Genomic DNA, 14731 nt, shown 5'->3' with positions numbered 1-14731 from the left:
TCAATCCGTACCACGCACGATGTGACTATCATGGTGCAAGCGCAGGGTCTGCGCATGGTCCGTGTCTGCAGGCCAGCACCACAGTCCTCACACCATGAAGGAGTCCCACCCTATGCTACGCACCCGCGAGGCGGCCACACTCGGCACGCCCGACATCGATAGCACCGTCACCCTCACCGGATGGGTCGACCGGCGCCGCGACCACGGGGGAGTGGCCTTCATCGATCTGCGCGACTCCTCGGGCATCGTGCAGGTCGTCGTGCGTGAGGACGTCGCCGACAAGCTGCGCAATGAGACCGTCATCCAGGTCACCGGCACCGTCGCCGCCCGCCCGGAGGGCAACACCAACGACCAGCTGGCCACCGGCGAGATCGAGGTCATCGACACCGAGGTGACCGTGCTCTCGCAGGCGGCACCGCTGCCCTTCCAGGTCTCCGACCACGCCGAGGACTCCGGCACCGTCGGCGAGGAGGTCCGCCTCAAGCACCGCTACCTCGATCTGCGCCGCAGTGAACCGGCCCGCATCATCCGGCTGCGCTCGGAGGCCAACAAGGCCGCCCGCCGGGTGCTCGACGAACACCGCTTCATCGAGGTCGAGACCCCGACGATGACCCGCTCCACTCCGGAAGGCGCACGCGACTTCGTCATCCCCGCCCGTCTGCGCCCCGGCTCCTGGTACGCGCTGCCGCAGTCGCCGCAGCTGTTCAAGCAGCTGCTGCAGGTCGGCGGCATCGAACGCTACTACCAGCTGGCCCGCTGCTACCGCGATGAGGACTTCCGCGCCGACCGCCAGCCGGAGTTCACCCAGCTCGACATCGAAGCCTCCTTCGTCGAACAGGATGATGTCATCGCCCTGGCCGAGGACATCCTCAAGGCCCTGTGGGCGCTCATCGGCCACACCATCGACACCCCGATCCCGCGCATGCCCTACTGGGAGGCGATGGAGCGCTACGGCACCGACAAGCCCGATCTGCGCTTCGACATCGAGCTGACCGACCTGACCGAGTACTTCGCGAACACCCCGTTCCGCGTGTTCCAGGCTCCCTATGTCGGCGCTGTCGTCTATCCCGGCGGCGGCTCGCTGCCCCGCCGTCAGCTCGACGGCTGGCAGGACTGGGCTCGCCAGCGCGGCGCCAAGGGTCTGGCCTATGTGCTCATCGGCGAAGACGGCGCCCTCGTCGGCCCGGTCGCCAAGAACATCTCCGATGAGGAGAAGGCCGGCCTGGCGGAGAAGGTCGGCGCAAAGCCCGGCGATGCGATCTTCTTCGCCGCTGACAAGCCGGCAGCCGCCCGCGCGCTGCTCGGTGCTGCACGCAATGAGATCGCCGAGCGCACCGGCCTCATCAAGGACGGCGACTGGTCCTTCGTGTGGATCGTCGACGCACCGGTCTTCGAGCCGGCTGAGGACGCCGTCGCCGCGGGTGACGTCGCCGTCGGCGAAGGCAAGTGGACCGCCGTCCACCACGCCTTCACCGCTCCGAAGCCGGAGTTCCTCGACACCTTCGACACCGATCCGGGTGCCGCACTGGCCAGCGCCTACGACATCGTGTGCAACGGCAACGAGATCGGCGGCGGTTCGCTGCGCATCCACCGTCCCGAGGTGCAGCAGCGGGTGTTCGACGTCATGGGCATCTCGGCAGCCGAAGCTCAGGAGAAGTTCGGCTTCCTGCTCGAGGCGCTGAGCTTCGGTGCGCCTCCGCACGGCGGTATCGCCTTCGGTTGGGACCGGATCGTCGCGCTGCTGGCCGGCACCGACTCGATCCGCGAAGTCATCGCCTTCCCCAAGACCGGCGGCGGCTACGACCCGCTCACCGACGCCCCGGCACCGATCACCGCCGAACAGCGTGCCGAAGCCGGGGTCGACTACGATCCCGACGCCGAGGACGAATGAGCGACCTGTTCTCATCAGCCAATGAGGCGGCTGCCAGGGCCGACGAGGCACCGGCAGCCGCCTCTGGCGCAGACCCCGCCGACAGCCGGCCTGCCGATGCGGACCTCTCCGGCGTCAGCGCACTCGATCCGCTGGCCGTGCGGATGCGCCCGCGCAGCATCGACGAGATCGTCGGCCAGGAGCATCTGACCGCTCCCGGCTCACCGCTGCACCAGCTCGCCGAAGCCCGCACCGGCGCTCGCGCCGGGGCCACCTCGGTGATCCTGTGGGGTCCGCCCGGTGTGGGCAAGACGACGATCGCCCACGTCATCTCGCACAGCCCCAACCGCAAGTTCGTCGAGCTCTCGGCCATCACCGCCGGCGTCAAGGACGTCCGCCAGGTCATCGAGAACGCCCGCAATGACCGCGAGCTCTACCAGCGCACCACGGTGCTGTTCCTCGACGAGATCCACCGCTTCTCCAAAGCCCAGCAGGACGCCCTGCTGCCGGCGGTGGAGAACCGCCTCGTCGTGCTCATCGCCGCGACCACGGAGAATCCCTCCTTCTCCGTCATCGCCCCGCTCGTCTCCCGCTCCCTCGTGCTCACCCTCAAACCGCTCACCGATGCAGGCGTCGGCACGCTCATCGACCGGGCGCTGGAATCCCCGCGCGGTCTGGCCGGCACCTTCACCCTCAATGAGGACGCCCGCGACTACATCGTCCAGGTCGCCTCCGGAGACGGCCGCCGCGCGCTCACCGTGCTCGAAGCCGCAGCCGCCAGCGCGCGGGCGACAGCCGGCACAGACGAGGTCACCGCGATCACCCGCGAGCAGGCAGCGGAGTCGGCCAACCAGGCAGTTGTGCGCTACGACCGGGCCGGCGACCAGCACTACGACGTCGTCTCCGCGTTCATCAAGTCGATCCGCGGCTCCGACCCAGATGCTGCCCTGCACTATCTGGCCCGGATGATCGTCGCCGGTGAGGACCCGCGATTCATTGCCCGTCGCATCGTCATCTCCGCCGCGGAGGACATCGGCATGGCCGATCCGCAGGCACTGCCGTTGGCGGTGGCCGCACAGACCGCCGTCGAGCGCATCGGCATGCCCGAAGGCCGCATCCCGCTTGCCGAGGCGGTCGTCTACCTTGCCTGCGCGCCGAAGTCGAACGCCTCCTACACCGCCATCGACGCCGCCATCGCCGATGTCCGCGCTGGCAGGGCGGGGGAGGTGCCCATGCACCTGCGCGACGCCCACTACCCAGGTGCGAAAGCCCTCGGGCACGGTGCCGGATACAAGTACGCCCACAGCTTTCCGCACTCTGTGGCCGCCCAGGACTACCTGCCCGAATCCCTTGCCGAGGCCTCCTACTACACGCCCACGGCCAATGGTGCAGAGAAGGGCATGGCCGAGCGTCTGGCAGCGATCGCCCGGCTGCGCGCCGGGAAGTGAGAGCCGCGCCGCACGGGAGACCAGCGCATCATTTGCTCTGTCGGCCTGACAGCGGCTATAATTGTGTGTTGCTGTGCCTGGCCGAAACCGGCTGCAGGGCGGTCGATGGGTTCCGGTCTCGCGGAGCCGATCCTCTTTCCACACGCGGAAACAGCAGCCTCACGCTGGACGAGACATCCACACAGGTGGAACCGGCCGAGGCAGATGAAGCATGAAAGGTTGGCATCCATGCCTGCACCCGCACGTTCGCGCCGCCAGGTCCGCCTCTCGCGGTCCCTGGGTCTGCCGCTGACTCCCAAGGCCGAGAAGTACTTCGAGCGCCGCCCGTACCCGCCCGGTGAGCACGGCCGCGCCCGTCGCCGCAACGACAGCGACTACTCGGTGCGTCTGAAGGAGAAGCAGCGTCTGCGCGCCCAGTACAACATCCGCGAAGCCCAGATGCTCAAGGTCTACAAGGAGGCCCGCCGCGAGCAGGGTCTGACCGGTGAGAACCTTGTCGAGCTCCTGGAGATGCGTCTCGACGCCCTCGTCCTGCGCGCCGGCTTCGCCCGCACCATCCAGCAGGCCCGCCAGTTCGTGGTGCACCGCCACATCCTGGTCGACGGCCAGCGCGTTGACCGTCCGTCCTTCCGCGTCAAGGAGGGCCAGATGATCCACGTGCACCAGAAGTCCGCTGAGATGGAGCCCTTCCAGATCGCAGCCGGCGGCGGACACCGCGATGTCCTGCCGACCGTCCCGGGCTACCTCAAGGTCGACCTCGAAGCTCTGCAGGCGACGCTGCTGCGCCGCCCGAAGCGCGAAGAGATTCCGGTCACCTGCGACGTCCAGCTCGTCGTCGAGTACTACTCCCGCTGATCGAGCACCTGCGCAGTCCCTGCGCAGCACCTCCTGCCCGGGTCTTCGCCCCTGCGAACGCCCGTGCAGGTTTGTATGATGGCGCAGGGGAGTGCACCGCTCCCGAGGCGCCGGTCACCAGCCGTGATCGTCGCCGCCTGACCCCGCAACAGTTTCGAAAGGTTCGCATGAAGACTGCAGAGATCAAACGGCGCTGGCTCGAGTACTTCGCCGCCAACGGCCACACCGTCGTGCCGTCAGCGTCGGTCATCAGCAGCGACCCGACGATCCTGTTCAACATCGCCGGCATGGTGCAGTTCATCCCGTACCTCTCCGGCCGCGAACCCGCCCCCTACCCGCGCGCCACGAGCGTGCAGAAGTGCGTGCGCACCCAGGACATCGAAGAGGTCGGCAAGACCACCCGCCACGGCACGTTCTTCCAGATGAACGGCAACTTCTCCTTCGGTGACTACTTCAAGGACGAGGCGATCCGCTTCGCCTGGGAGCTGCTGACGACCGCGGAGGAGGACGGCGGACTCGGCTTCGACCCCGACCGGCTGTGGGCGACCGTCCACGCCGATGACGCCGAGACCATCGACCTGTGGCTGCAGAACACCTCGATCCCGGCCGAACGCATCCAGACCCGCGGCAATGAGGACAACTTCTGGCACACCGGCCAGCCGGGACCCGGCGGCTACTGCTCGGAGATCTACTACGACCGCGGACCGGCCTACGGCGCCGAAGGCGGGCCGGTGGCCGATGAGGACCGCTACATCGAGATCTGGAACCTCGTGTTCATGGAGTTCGCGCTCTCCGAGGTCCGCTCCAAGGTCGACTTCACGATCGAGAAGGAGCTGCCGGCCAAGAACATCGACACCGGCATGGGCCTCGAACGCGTCGCCTTCCTCAAGCAGGGCGTCGAGAACATGTACGAGATCGACGAGGTCTATCCCGTCATCGCCGCAGCCTCGGAGCTCTCCGGCCGGACGTACGGCGCGAATGAGGAGGACGATGTGCGCATGCGCGTCGTCGCCGACCACGTCCGCTCAGCCCTCATCATCATCGGTGACGGTGTGCGCCCGTCGAACGAAGGCCGCGGCTACATCCTGCGCCGCCTGCTGCGCCGCGCCGTGCGGGCGATGCGTCTGCTCGGCGTGACCGAACCGGTGCTGCCGACCCTGCTGCCGGTGTCGAAGGATGCGATGAAGGCGTCCTATCCGGAGCTGGAGACCGACTTCGACCGCATCTCTCGGATCGCCTACGCCGAGGAGACCGCCTTCCTGCGGACCCTCGAATCCGGCACCCAGCTGCTCGGCCGCTCGGTGGAGGCAGTCGGTGCCGGCGGCACCATCAGCGGTGACGTCGCCTTCGCCCTGCACGACACCCACGGCTTCCCCATCGACATGACTCTGGAGATGGCCGCCGAACACGGGGTGTCCGTCGATGAGGAGGGCTTCGCCGCGCTCATGGCCGAACAGCGCGAGCGCGCCAAAGCCGATGCGAAGGCGCGCAAGGGCGGCCTGCACACAGACCTGTCGGCATACTCGGCACTGCTCGACGAGGGATCCAGCGAGTTCGTCGGCTATGACACCCTGAGCGCCGACTCCCGCGTCCGCGGCATCGTCGCAGCAGGTCAGAACGTGGAGACCGCCGCTGTCGGTGACGAAGTCGACCTCGTCCTCGACGTCACCCCCTTCTATGCTGAGTCCGGCGGCCAGAAGGCCGATGTCGGCATCATCCGCGGTGACGGCTTCGTCGCCGAAGTCCTCGATGTGCAGAACGCCCTCAAGGGGCTGCCAGCCCACCGCGTGCGCATCATCGAAGGCGCCCTGCATGCGGGCTCCGACGCCCACGCCGAGGTGGATGCCGGCCATCGCTTCCAGTCGGCCCAGGCACATTCGGCCACCCACCTCATCCATGCTGCGCTGCGCGAAGTGCTCGGCTCGAACGCCGTGCAGGCCGGTTCGCTCAACCAGCCCGGCTATATGCGCTTCGACTACTCCTTCCCTGAGGCGCCCTCGGCTGCGGCGCGGGCGGAGATCGAAGACGCCGCCAATGTCGCCGTGCGCGACAACCTCGATGTCGCCTATGAGTACATGCCCTTCGAAGAGGCCAAGCGCTCCGGTGCGCTGGCGCTGTTCGGTGAGAAGTACCCGGAGATCGTGCGCGTCGTCGACATCGGCGGTCCGTTCTCTCGCGAGCTGTGCGGCGGCACCCATGTGCTGCGCACAACGGAGATCGGTCCGATCTCCGTCGTCTCCGAAGCCTCCGTCGGCTCCGGCACCCGCCGGATCGAGGCGACCGTCGGTCTGAGCGCATTCCGTGAGCTGGCCAAGGAGCGCACCATCGTGCAGTCCCTGTCGGACATGCTCAAGGTGCCCGGCCCGGGCGTCATCGAACGCGTCTCCGGACTGCTCGAGAAGCTCAAGGAAGCCGAGCGCACGATCGCCAAGCTCAACCAGCAGCAGGTGCTCGCAGCAGCCGGCTCGGCGGTGCAGTCTGCCGAGCGGATCGGCGATCTGGTCTTCAGCGGCACCGAGCTCGGACCCGTCTCCTCGGCCGATGACGTGCGCTCCTTCGTCCAAGACGTGCGCAATCGGCTCGGCTCCGAACCGGCCGTCGTCGCCGCGATCGGCGATGCCGGCGGCAAGCCCAGCGTCGTCGTCGGGCTCAACGACGGTGCACTGCTGGCCGGATACAAGGCCGGCGACCTCGTCAAGATCGCCTGCCGGGTCCTCGGCGGCGGTGGCGGCGGCCGCCCCGACCTCGCACAGGGCGGCGGCAGCGATATCGCACAGGCGCCGGAAGCCCTCGCGGCCCTGCGTCGTGAACTCGGAGCCGCCGCGTGACCTTCCGGCGCGGCCGGCGGCTCAGCCTCGACATCGGCTCCGTGCGCATCGGCATGGCCCAATGCGATCCTGACGGGATCCTCGCCACGCCGCTGACGACGGTGTACCGCCGCGACGGCGATGAGCAGGCGCTGCAGCAGCTGCGCTCACTCATCGCCGAGCATGAGCCGATTGAGATCATCACCGGACTGCCGACCTCACTCGATGGTCAGCAGCGCGCCTCGGCGGCGGCAGCCCGCGAGTTCGCGCAGGCCCTGGCCGCCCAGATCGACATCCCTGTGCGGGAGGTCGATGAGCGATTCACCACTGCGCAGGCCCATGGCGTGTTACAGTCGGCAGGCAGAAGTTCGCGTCAGCGACGCGAAATCGTCGATTCTGTTGCGGCGGTCATGATCCTGCAGGCGGCGATCGATCAGGAGAAGCGCACCGGTGAGCCGGCCGGTAGCCCCATCGCCAGAACCGAGGAGCCCTGAGGTGAACCTGTCCGAGGAGTTCGACGCAACCGATGAAGGCCTCTCCCGTCAGGAGCTGCGGGCCAAACGTCGCCGCCAGATGCTGCGCCGGCGCCGCACCGTCACGATCCTCCTGGCAGCCGTGCTCGTGCTCGGTGTCGTCGGCACCGTGGCCTTCACAACCGTCACCGGTGTCTTCTCCGAGATTTTCGCGGAGAAGGGCGACTATGAAGGCGAGGGCAAAGACGAGATCGTCATCACCGTCTCACCCGGCAGCTCCGCCCGGGAGGTCGCGAACAACCTCGTGAAGGAGGACGTCATCATGTCCTCCAGACCCTTCCTCGATGAGATCGAGAAGCGCGATGCCGTCATCCAGGCCGGTGACTTCACGATGCGCAAGCAGATGAGCTCGGCCGCAGCCGTCGAAGCGCTCGTCAACCCGCTGGAGAATCAGCGCCTGACGATCCCCGAGGGCTTCAGCATCAAGCAGATCAAGGGCCGGATGATCGACTCCGGCATGGACGAGAGCGCGATCAACGAGGCGATCGACGACAAAAAGCCCAGCGACTACGGTCTCGACATCGACGCACCGAACCTCGAAGGCTATCTGTACCCGGCGACCTATGAGATCAAGCCGAAGATGACGGCAGAGCAGATGGTCCAGGAGATGGTCGACAAGACCAAGGCGGAGATCGACGAGCTCGGCATCCCAGCCGACAAGGTCAACGAGGTCTTCACCCTGGCGAGCATCGTGCAGGTCGAGGCCCCCGGCAATGAGGAGGACCGGGCGAAGGTCGCACGCGTGTTCCTCAATCGCATCGAGAAGGACCAGGCCCTGCAGTCCGATGCGACCGTCAGCTACATCCACGGTGCGCGCTCCGATCTCACGACGACGGAGGAAGAGCGTCAATCCGACAACCCCTACAACACCTACAAGCACACCGGGCTGCCGCCGGGACCGATCAACTCGCCGAGCGCAGAAGCGGTCGATGCCGCACAGAACCCCGCTGACGGCAAGTGGCTGTTCTTCGTCGCCGTGAATCCGGACACCGGTGAGACGAAGTACGCCGAGACCTACGACGAGCACCAGAAGAACGTCGAGGAGTACCGGGCCTGGCTGCGCGAGCACCGCAAGAACAACCCCAGCGAAGAAGAGGGCGGCGACGGCTGAGCCGCAGCACAGGCGCCGGCAGACCTGCGCCGGCGAGGCATTGAGCCGCATCGACTGCCGCAGAGAGGAGCCCCGATGAACGGGATCACCGCCGCTGTGCTCGGCTCGCCGATCGCACACAGCCTCTCACCGGTTCTGCACACCGCCGGGTATCACTGCCTCGGCATCGCGGCAACCAGCAGCTACAGCCGCTGCGAGGTGACCGAGGAGGAGCTCTCCGACTTCCTCACCGCGCACCCGGAGCACACCGGGTTCTCACTGACGATGCCGCTCAAGACCGAACTCGTGCGCATGGCTGCCGAGGCCGGCTGGCCGGCAGACGACACCGCCGTGCAGACCGGCGCAGCCAACACCCTCATCCGGCACCCTGCCGGTCAGCGGATCGCCAACACCGATGTCATCGGCATCGTCGAAGCGGTGAGCGAACGGCTGTCCGAAGTGTCAGGGGAGCGCCCGGTTGGCGAGCACCCGGCGGGGGAGAACCCTGCGCGGGAGCACCCGGCAGGCCAGCCCGGCCCGGGACGTGCGGCGCTGCTCGGCAGCGGGGCGACCGCCGCCTCGGCTGTGGTCGCCCTGCACCGGCTGGGAGTTGCGCAGCTGGAGATCTTCGCCCGCCGGCCCGAACGCGCCGCAGCGGCAGCCGAGCTCGCCGGCCGCCTCGGCATGGAGTCCGCGGTCCATCCGCTGGCGGAGTTCATTCCCGGCGCTCAGCCCCTGACCGTCTCCACCCTGCCCGGGGGAGCGCTGCGCCCGGACTCCTTCTCCTGGTCGGAGACCGTCGGCGCCCCGGCAGTCCTCCTCGACGTCGCCTATGCGGATGCCGGCTACAGCCTCGGCGCCGATTTCGCCGCCCACGGCGGGCAGGCGATCAGCGGGCAGCGGATGCTCATCCACCAGGCAGTCGAACAGCAGCTGCTCTTCGCGGCCGCCGCCGGCATCGAAGCACCGGCTGCTCTCTGGCGTCCGCGTTTGGCCGCTGCCATGAGCGCTGCGCTCAGCCCGGACGCTGCAAGCGCAGACACGTCCGGAGGTCCTCGATGATCGAGCAGCTCTCCCTCGTCGCCAGTCTCACCCTCACCGTCGGCGTTGCGCTGCTCACCAGCCTCATCATCTGGCTGCGCTTCCCGTGGATCATCGACGATGAGGCCGGCATCCGGCTGCTGCGCGGCGTCAACAGCATCAACCGGCCCGGGGGACTCGTGACCTTCGTGCTCACGAGCGTCGGCCTCGTGCTCTCCTGGCTGGCCGCATTCATCGTCCCCGGGGCGCTGTCGCGCACCGCAGCCGACATCCCGATTATGATCGCTGTTGCGATGCTCGCCGGTGCGACCGGCTGGCTGTACTGGGTCGACATCTCGATCCACCGGTTGCCCAACCGGATCGTCATGCCGATCACCGGGCTGTCGCTGCTGCTGTTCCTCATCTCACTCGTCATGGGCGTCGGCCAGCCCGATCATAGCGATGAGCATCTGTGGGCCGGCGCCGGCACCGGCGCGCTCAACGGGCTGCTCGGCGCGCTCGGCATGCTGCTGCTGTTCGTCATCCTCAACGTCGCCGGCACTCTCATGCGCCGGTCGACGATGGGCCTGGGAGACGTCAAGCTCTCCATCAGCGTCGGCCTGCTCACTGCTGCGGTCAGCCCCTACGGCCCGCTGCTGGCCATTGTGCTCATCAACGGCATCGCCGTCGTCCACGTCCTCCTGCTGCTCGCCGCCCGCCGTCGCCAGTGGACCTCCAAGATCGCCTTCGGTCCCTATATGCTGATCGGCACATGGACGACGGTCCTGGTCGGCACCGCCTTTTTGTAAGATGGGTGGAATGTTGAGATGGCTGACTGCAGGCGAGTCACACGGTGAGGCGCTCGTCGGAATCCTCGAAGGCATTCCGGCGCACGTCCCGGTCACTCGCGACGACGTTTCCCAGGCACTGGCGCGCCGCCGCCTCGGCTACGGCCGCGGTGCGCGCATGAAGTTCGAAGCCGATGAGGTGCGCATCCTCGGCGGTGTGCGCCACGGATCGACCCTCGGCTCACCGATCGCCATCGAGATCGGCAATACGGAATGGCCCAAGTGGGAGACCGTCATGAGCGCCGACCCGGTGAACCCGGCAGTGCTGGAGGGCCAGGCCCGCAACGCCCCGCTCTCACGTCCGCGTCCGGGCCACGCCGATCTCGTCGGCATGCAGAAGTACGGCTTCGATGAGGCCCGGCCGATCCTCGAACGCGCCTCCGCCCGGGAGACCGCGACGCGCGTGGCCCTGGCGGCTGTGGCCCAGAGGTTCATCGCCGAGCTCGGCATCACGGTGCTCTCGCACACCGTGGCGATCGGCCCGGTCTCCGGCACCGGCGATGAGGCCCAGCCGACGATCGACGACGTCCCAGCCCTCGACGCCGATCCGCTGCGCTGCTTCGATGCGGAGCTCTCCGCCCGCATGGTCGCCGAGGTCGACGACGCCAAGAAGTCCGGCGACACCCTCGGCGGTGTCGTCGAAGTGCTCGTCGACGGTGTGCCGCCCGGTCTCGGCTCCCATGTGCACTGGGACCGCCGTCTCGATTCGCGCCTGGCCGCCGCCCTCATGGGCATTCAGGCGATCAAGGGGGTTGAGGTTGGTGACGGCTTCCGCACCGCTGCCCGCCGGGGTTCCGCAGCCCACGATGAGATCGAGCTCGCCGCCGGCCGGATCGCCCGCCGCAGCAATCGCGCCGGCGGTACCGAAGGCGGCATGTCCACCGGTGAGACCCTGCGGGTGCGGGCGGCGATGAAGCCGATCGCCACCGTGCCCCGGGCACTCGACACCGTCGACGTCGCCACCGGCGAGACGGCCCGCGCGCACCACCAGCGCTCCGATGTCTGTGCGGTTCCGGCCGCCGGCGTCGTCGCCGAGGCGATGGTCGCCCTCGTCGTCGCCGAGGCGGTGTGTGAGAAGTTCGGTGGGGACTCCCTGGCCGAGGTGCAGCGCAACCTCGACTCCTACCTCGCCGCGATCCCGGACACGCTGCGCACACGCTCGTGACCGGCTCGGAGCTGCCGGTCCCACGCCCGGCTCCGCCGCTCGATCCGGTGCCGGCTGCCGCGGCTCGGATCGTGCTCATCGGACCACCCGCGGCCGGCAAGTCGACGATCGGCCGGCTGCTCGGCGACCGCCTCGGGATCCCCTTCATCGACACCGATGCGATGATCGTCGCAGCGCACGGACCGATCGCCGAGATCTTCCAGGACCGCGGCGAGGCGCGGTTCCGGGACATCGAACGCGATGTCGTCAGGCGTGCCCTGCGCCGGCTGCTCGACCGGCCCGGCGTTGTGTCCTTAGGCGGCGGAGCGATCCTGAATTCGGGGACCCGCGCCCAGCTGCGGCATCCGGCGATCAAAGTCATCAGCATCCTCATCGACGAAGAAACCGCTGCTGCCCGGCTGCACGGCTCACACCGGCCGCTGCTGGCCGAGGAGGATCCGCTGGAACGCTGGACAGCGCTGGCTGCTGAGCGCAGGCCGCTCTACGACGCGCTGGCGACGGCGACGGTCTCGGCCTCAAACGATCCGCCGTCGACACTCGTCAACCGGGTCGTCGATGTGCTCACCGGACTGCAGCGCGCGGAGAGCTATGCGAAGTTCGCCGTCGAGGAGGATGCTGCAACGTCCGGCTCCCACGATGGGTACGCTGAGGACGGCCAGCGCACAGCTGCAGACGACACAGACGCAGACGACACAGAAGGAAGTGATGAGGCGTGAGCTCCACGCGCATCGATGTGACCGGCGGCGGGAAATACAGCGTCCACGTCGGCTCGGGCCTGCTCGGCACGCTGCCGGAGCTGCTCGGCTCCCGGGTGAGCAAGGTGCTCGTCATCCATCCGCGGGCGCTGCGCACCACCGGCGAGCTCGTCCGTGAGGACCTCAGCGCGGCCGGCTTCGAAGCGCTCTCGGCGGAGATCCCCGATGCGGAGGAGGCCAAGCACATCCAGGTCGCCGGCTTCTGCTGGCAGGTCCTCGGGCAGGCCGACTTCACCCGTACCGATGCGATCGTCGCCGTCGGCGGGGGAGCGGTGACCGATCTGGCCGGCTTTGTCGCCGCCACCTGGCTGCGCGGCATCCGCTTCGTCACCATCCCGACCACCGTGCTCGGCATGGTCGACGCCGCGATCGGCGGCAAGACCGGCATCAACACCGCTGAGGGCAAGAACCTCGTCGGTGCCTTCCATGCTCCGGCCGGTGTGCTCGTTGATACCGACACCCTGGCCACGCTGCCGGAAAACGAGCTGTTCACCGGGTTGGCCGAGGCGGTGAAGTGCGGGTTCATCGCCGACCCGGCGATCCTCGACATCCTGGAGTCGACACCTCGGCAGCGGCTGGCGGAGCACACTTCACCGCAGCTGCGCGAGGTCATCGAACGCTCCATCCGCGTCAAGGCCGCGGTCGTCTCCGATGACTTCAAGGAATCCGGCCGCCGCGAGATCCTCAACTACGGCCATACGCTCGGCCATGCGATCGAGCGCACGGAACGCTACCAGTGGCGCCACGGCGCTGCGGTGGCTGTCGGCATGATGTTCGCCGCTGAGCTCTCGGCGATGACCCGCAGCCTCGACGCCGCGATCGTCGACCGGCACCGCAGCGTGCTCGAACACCTCGGTCTGCCGACCGGCTACCGCGGCGACAAGTGGCCGCAGCTGCTGGAGACGATGCGCCGGGACAAGAAGGCCCGCGGCAGCCTCATGCGCTTCATCGTCCTCGACGATCTCGCCAGCCCCGCCGTGCTCGAAGCCGCCGACACCAGCCTGCTGTTCACCGCCTATCAGGCCATCGGCACCGAATCCCCGGTCAAGCATCTGGGCTGACCGGGAAGCGGAGCACCGCTTGCTACACTTGACCCCTGGTGCGCCGCGAACGGCGCCGTCATCGACTGCGAAGGATTTCCATTGGCAACGACCAACGACTTGAAGAACGGCATGGTCCTCAAGATCGAGAACCAGCTGTGGCAGGTGCTCGAGTTCCTCCACGTCAAGCCCGGCAAGGGACCGGCTTTCGTGCGCACGAAGATCAAGAACGTGACCTCCGGCAAGATCATCGACAAGACGTTCAATGCCGGCACCAAGGTCGAGACCGCCAATGTCGACCGCCGTGACATGGAGTACCTCTACAACGACGGCACCGACTACGTCTTCATGGACCAGCAGGACTACGACCAGGTCGCGATCTCCCCGGATCTCGTCGGCGATGCAGCGAACTTCATGCTGGAGAACCAGAAGGTGCAGGTTGCCTTCCACGACGGCACCCCGCTCTACATCGAGCTGCCGCCGAGCGTCGAACTCGTCATCACCCACACCGAGCCGGGCCTGCAGGGCGACCGCTCGACCGGCGGTTCGAAGCCGGCGACCGTCGAGACCGGCTATGAGATCCAGGTGCCGCTGTTCCTCGAAGAGGGCACCAAGGTCAAGGTCGACACCCGTTCGGGCGAGTACCTCGGCCGCGTCAAGGAGTGAACTCCCGCACCCGCGCCCGCAAGCGCGCTCTCGAACTGCTCTTCGAAGCTGAGCAGCGTCGTCTGCCGGAGCCCGAGCTCATCCGCATGCGCTCGGGTGATCCGGACTATCCGATGAAGCCCTACGCTGTCGAGATCGTCTCCGGCGTGGTCGAGCACCGCGGCGAGATCGACGGGCTCATCGAGGAGTTCGTCACCGACTGGCCGGTCTCGCGTATGCCGGCTGTCGACCGGGCGCTGCTGCGCATGGGCATCTGGGAGATCATGCACAACGACGACGTCGACGATCCCGTTGCCATCGATGAGGCGGTCGCGCTCGGCAGGAGCTACTCGCGCGATGACTCCCCGCGGTTCATCAACGCCGTGCTCGATGCCGTCAGCCGCAAGCGCCGCACCGGCGAGGCTCAGCCGCCGATCGCAGCGCCGAAGGCCTCCGCATCCGAGGTGGCGCTGGCTGATGCCGCATCGATCCAGCTCGCTGAGAGCTCAGAAGTCGACCCAGGCGCGGCAGATTCTCGCTGACCCTCTTGAGCCGAGGCAGCGTTCTTCAGCGTCGGAGTCTGCAGCAGGAAGCATGATTGCAATGACCAAGCTGTTAAGTGAGCATTCTGATATAGCCACCATTCTAAGAGTGT

Annotated in this window: 13 protein-coding genes; all 13 read left to right on the top strand. The window is 67.7% G+C overall.

Annotated features, from left to right (window positions below; translation table 11 throughout):
- The first annotated feature begins 112 nt into the window (after positions 1 to 112).
- The gene (gene aspS, locus ACFFN1_RS10325) at positions 113 to 1891 is read left to right on the top strand and encodes an aspartate--tRNA ligase (protein WP_376840647.1); all 1779 of its coding nucleotides are present in this window, start codon (positions 113 to 115) and stop codon (positions 1889 to 1891) included.
- Positions 1888 to 3318 (top strand): replication-associated recombination protein A, encoded by a 1431-nt coding sequence (locus ACFFN1_RS10320; protein WP_376840646.1) that lies wholly within the window; start codon positions 1888 to 1890, stop codon positions 3316 to 3318. Before aspS ends, ACFFN1_RS10320 begins: the two co-directional genes overlap by 4 nt.
- Before the next feature lie 228 nt (positions 3319 to 3546).
- Positions 3547 to 4173 (top strand): 30S ribosomal protein S4, encoded by a 627-nt coding sequence (gene rpsD, locus ACFFN1_RS10315; RefSeq protein ID WP_376840645.1) that lies wholly within the window; start codon positions 3547 to 3549, stop codon positions 4171 to 4173.
- A 167-nt stretch (positions 4174 to 4340) separates the two neighbouring features.
- Positions 4341 to 7001: an alanine--tRNA ligase gene (gene alaS, locus ACFFN1_RS10310; protein ID WP_376840644.1), complete on the top strand. Its 2661-nt coding sequence runs from the start codon at positions 4341 to 4343 to the stop codon at positions 6999 to 7001.
- The gene (ruvX, locus tag ACFFN1_RS10305) at positions 6998 to 7474 is read left to right on the top strand and encodes a Holliday junction resolvase RuvX (protein WP_376840643.1); all 477 of its coding nucleotides are present in this window, start codon (positions 6998 to 7000) and stop codon (positions 7472 to 7474) included. The genes alaS and ruvX overlap by 4 nt, the downstream gene beginning before the upstream one ends.
- A 1-nt stretch (position 7475) precedes the next feature.
- Positions 7476 to 8624: an endolytic transglycosylase MltG gene (gene mltG / locus ACFFN1_RS10300; RefSeq protein WP_376840642.1), complete on the top strand. Its 1149-nt coding sequence runs from the start codon at positions 7476 to 7478 to the stop codon at positions 8622 to 8624.
- Positions 8625 to 8699: 75 nt separating this feature from the next.
- A complete protein-coding gene (locus tag ACFFN1_RS10295; protein ID WP_376840641.1) occupies positions 8700 to 9665 on the top strand; it encodes a shikimate dehydrogenase family protein in 966 nt (321 codons plus the stop codon).
- Entirely contained in the window at positions 9662 to 10432 is a 771-nt protein-coding gene (locus tag ACFFN1_RS10290) for an A24 family peptidase (RefSeq protein ID WP_376840640.1), read from the top strand. The genes ACFFN1_RS10295 and ACFFN1_RS10290 overlap by 4 nt, the downstream gene beginning before the upstream one ends.
- Positions 10433 to 10442: 10 nt before the next feature.
- Positions 10443 to 11636, top strand: coding sequence for a chorismate synthase (aroC, locus tag ACFFN1_RS10285; protein ID WP_376840639.1), 1194 nt, complete (start codon positions 10443 to 10445; stop codon positions 11634 to 11636).
- Entirely contained in the window at positions 11633 to 12352 is a 720-nt protein-coding gene (locus ACFFN1_RS10280; RefSeq protein WP_376840638.1) for a shikimate kinase, read from the top strand. Before aroC ends, ACFFN1_RS10280 begins: the two co-directional genes overlap by 4 nt.
- The gene (gene aroB / locus ACFFN1_RS10275) at positions 12349 to 13452 is read left to right on the top strand and encodes a 3-dehydroquinate synthase (protein ID WP_376840637.1); all 1104 of its coding nucleotides are present in this window, start codon (positions 12349 to 12351) and stop codon (positions 13450 to 13452) included. Before ACFFN1_RS10280 ends, aroB begins: the two co-directional genes overlap by 4 nt.
- 81 nt (positions 13453 to 13533) lie before the next feature.
- Positions 13534 to 14097: an elongation factor P gene (efp, locus tag ACFFN1_RS10270; RefSeq protein WP_376840636.1), complete on the top strand. Its 564-nt coding sequence runs from the start codon at positions 13534 to 13536 to the stop codon at positions 14095 to 14097.
- Positions 14094 to 14618, top strand: a complete 525-nt coding sequence (gene nusB / locus ACFFN1_RS10265; protein ID WP_376840635.1) for a transcription antitermination factor NusB — start codon at positions 14094 to 14096, stop codon at positions 14616 to 14618. The genes efp and nusB overlap by 4 nt, the downstream gene beginning before the upstream one ends.
- Positions 14619 to 14731 lie beyond the last annotated feature (113 nt).

Source organism: Brevibacterium otitidis (assembly GCF_042429315.1).
Lineage (GTDB): Bacteria > Actinomycetota > Actinomycetes > Actinomycetales > Brevibacteriaceae > Brevibacterium > Brevibacterium otitidis.
The sequence above is the reverse complement of the archived record's forward strand: the minus strand, read 5'-3'. Positions and strand labels throughout refer to the sequence as shown.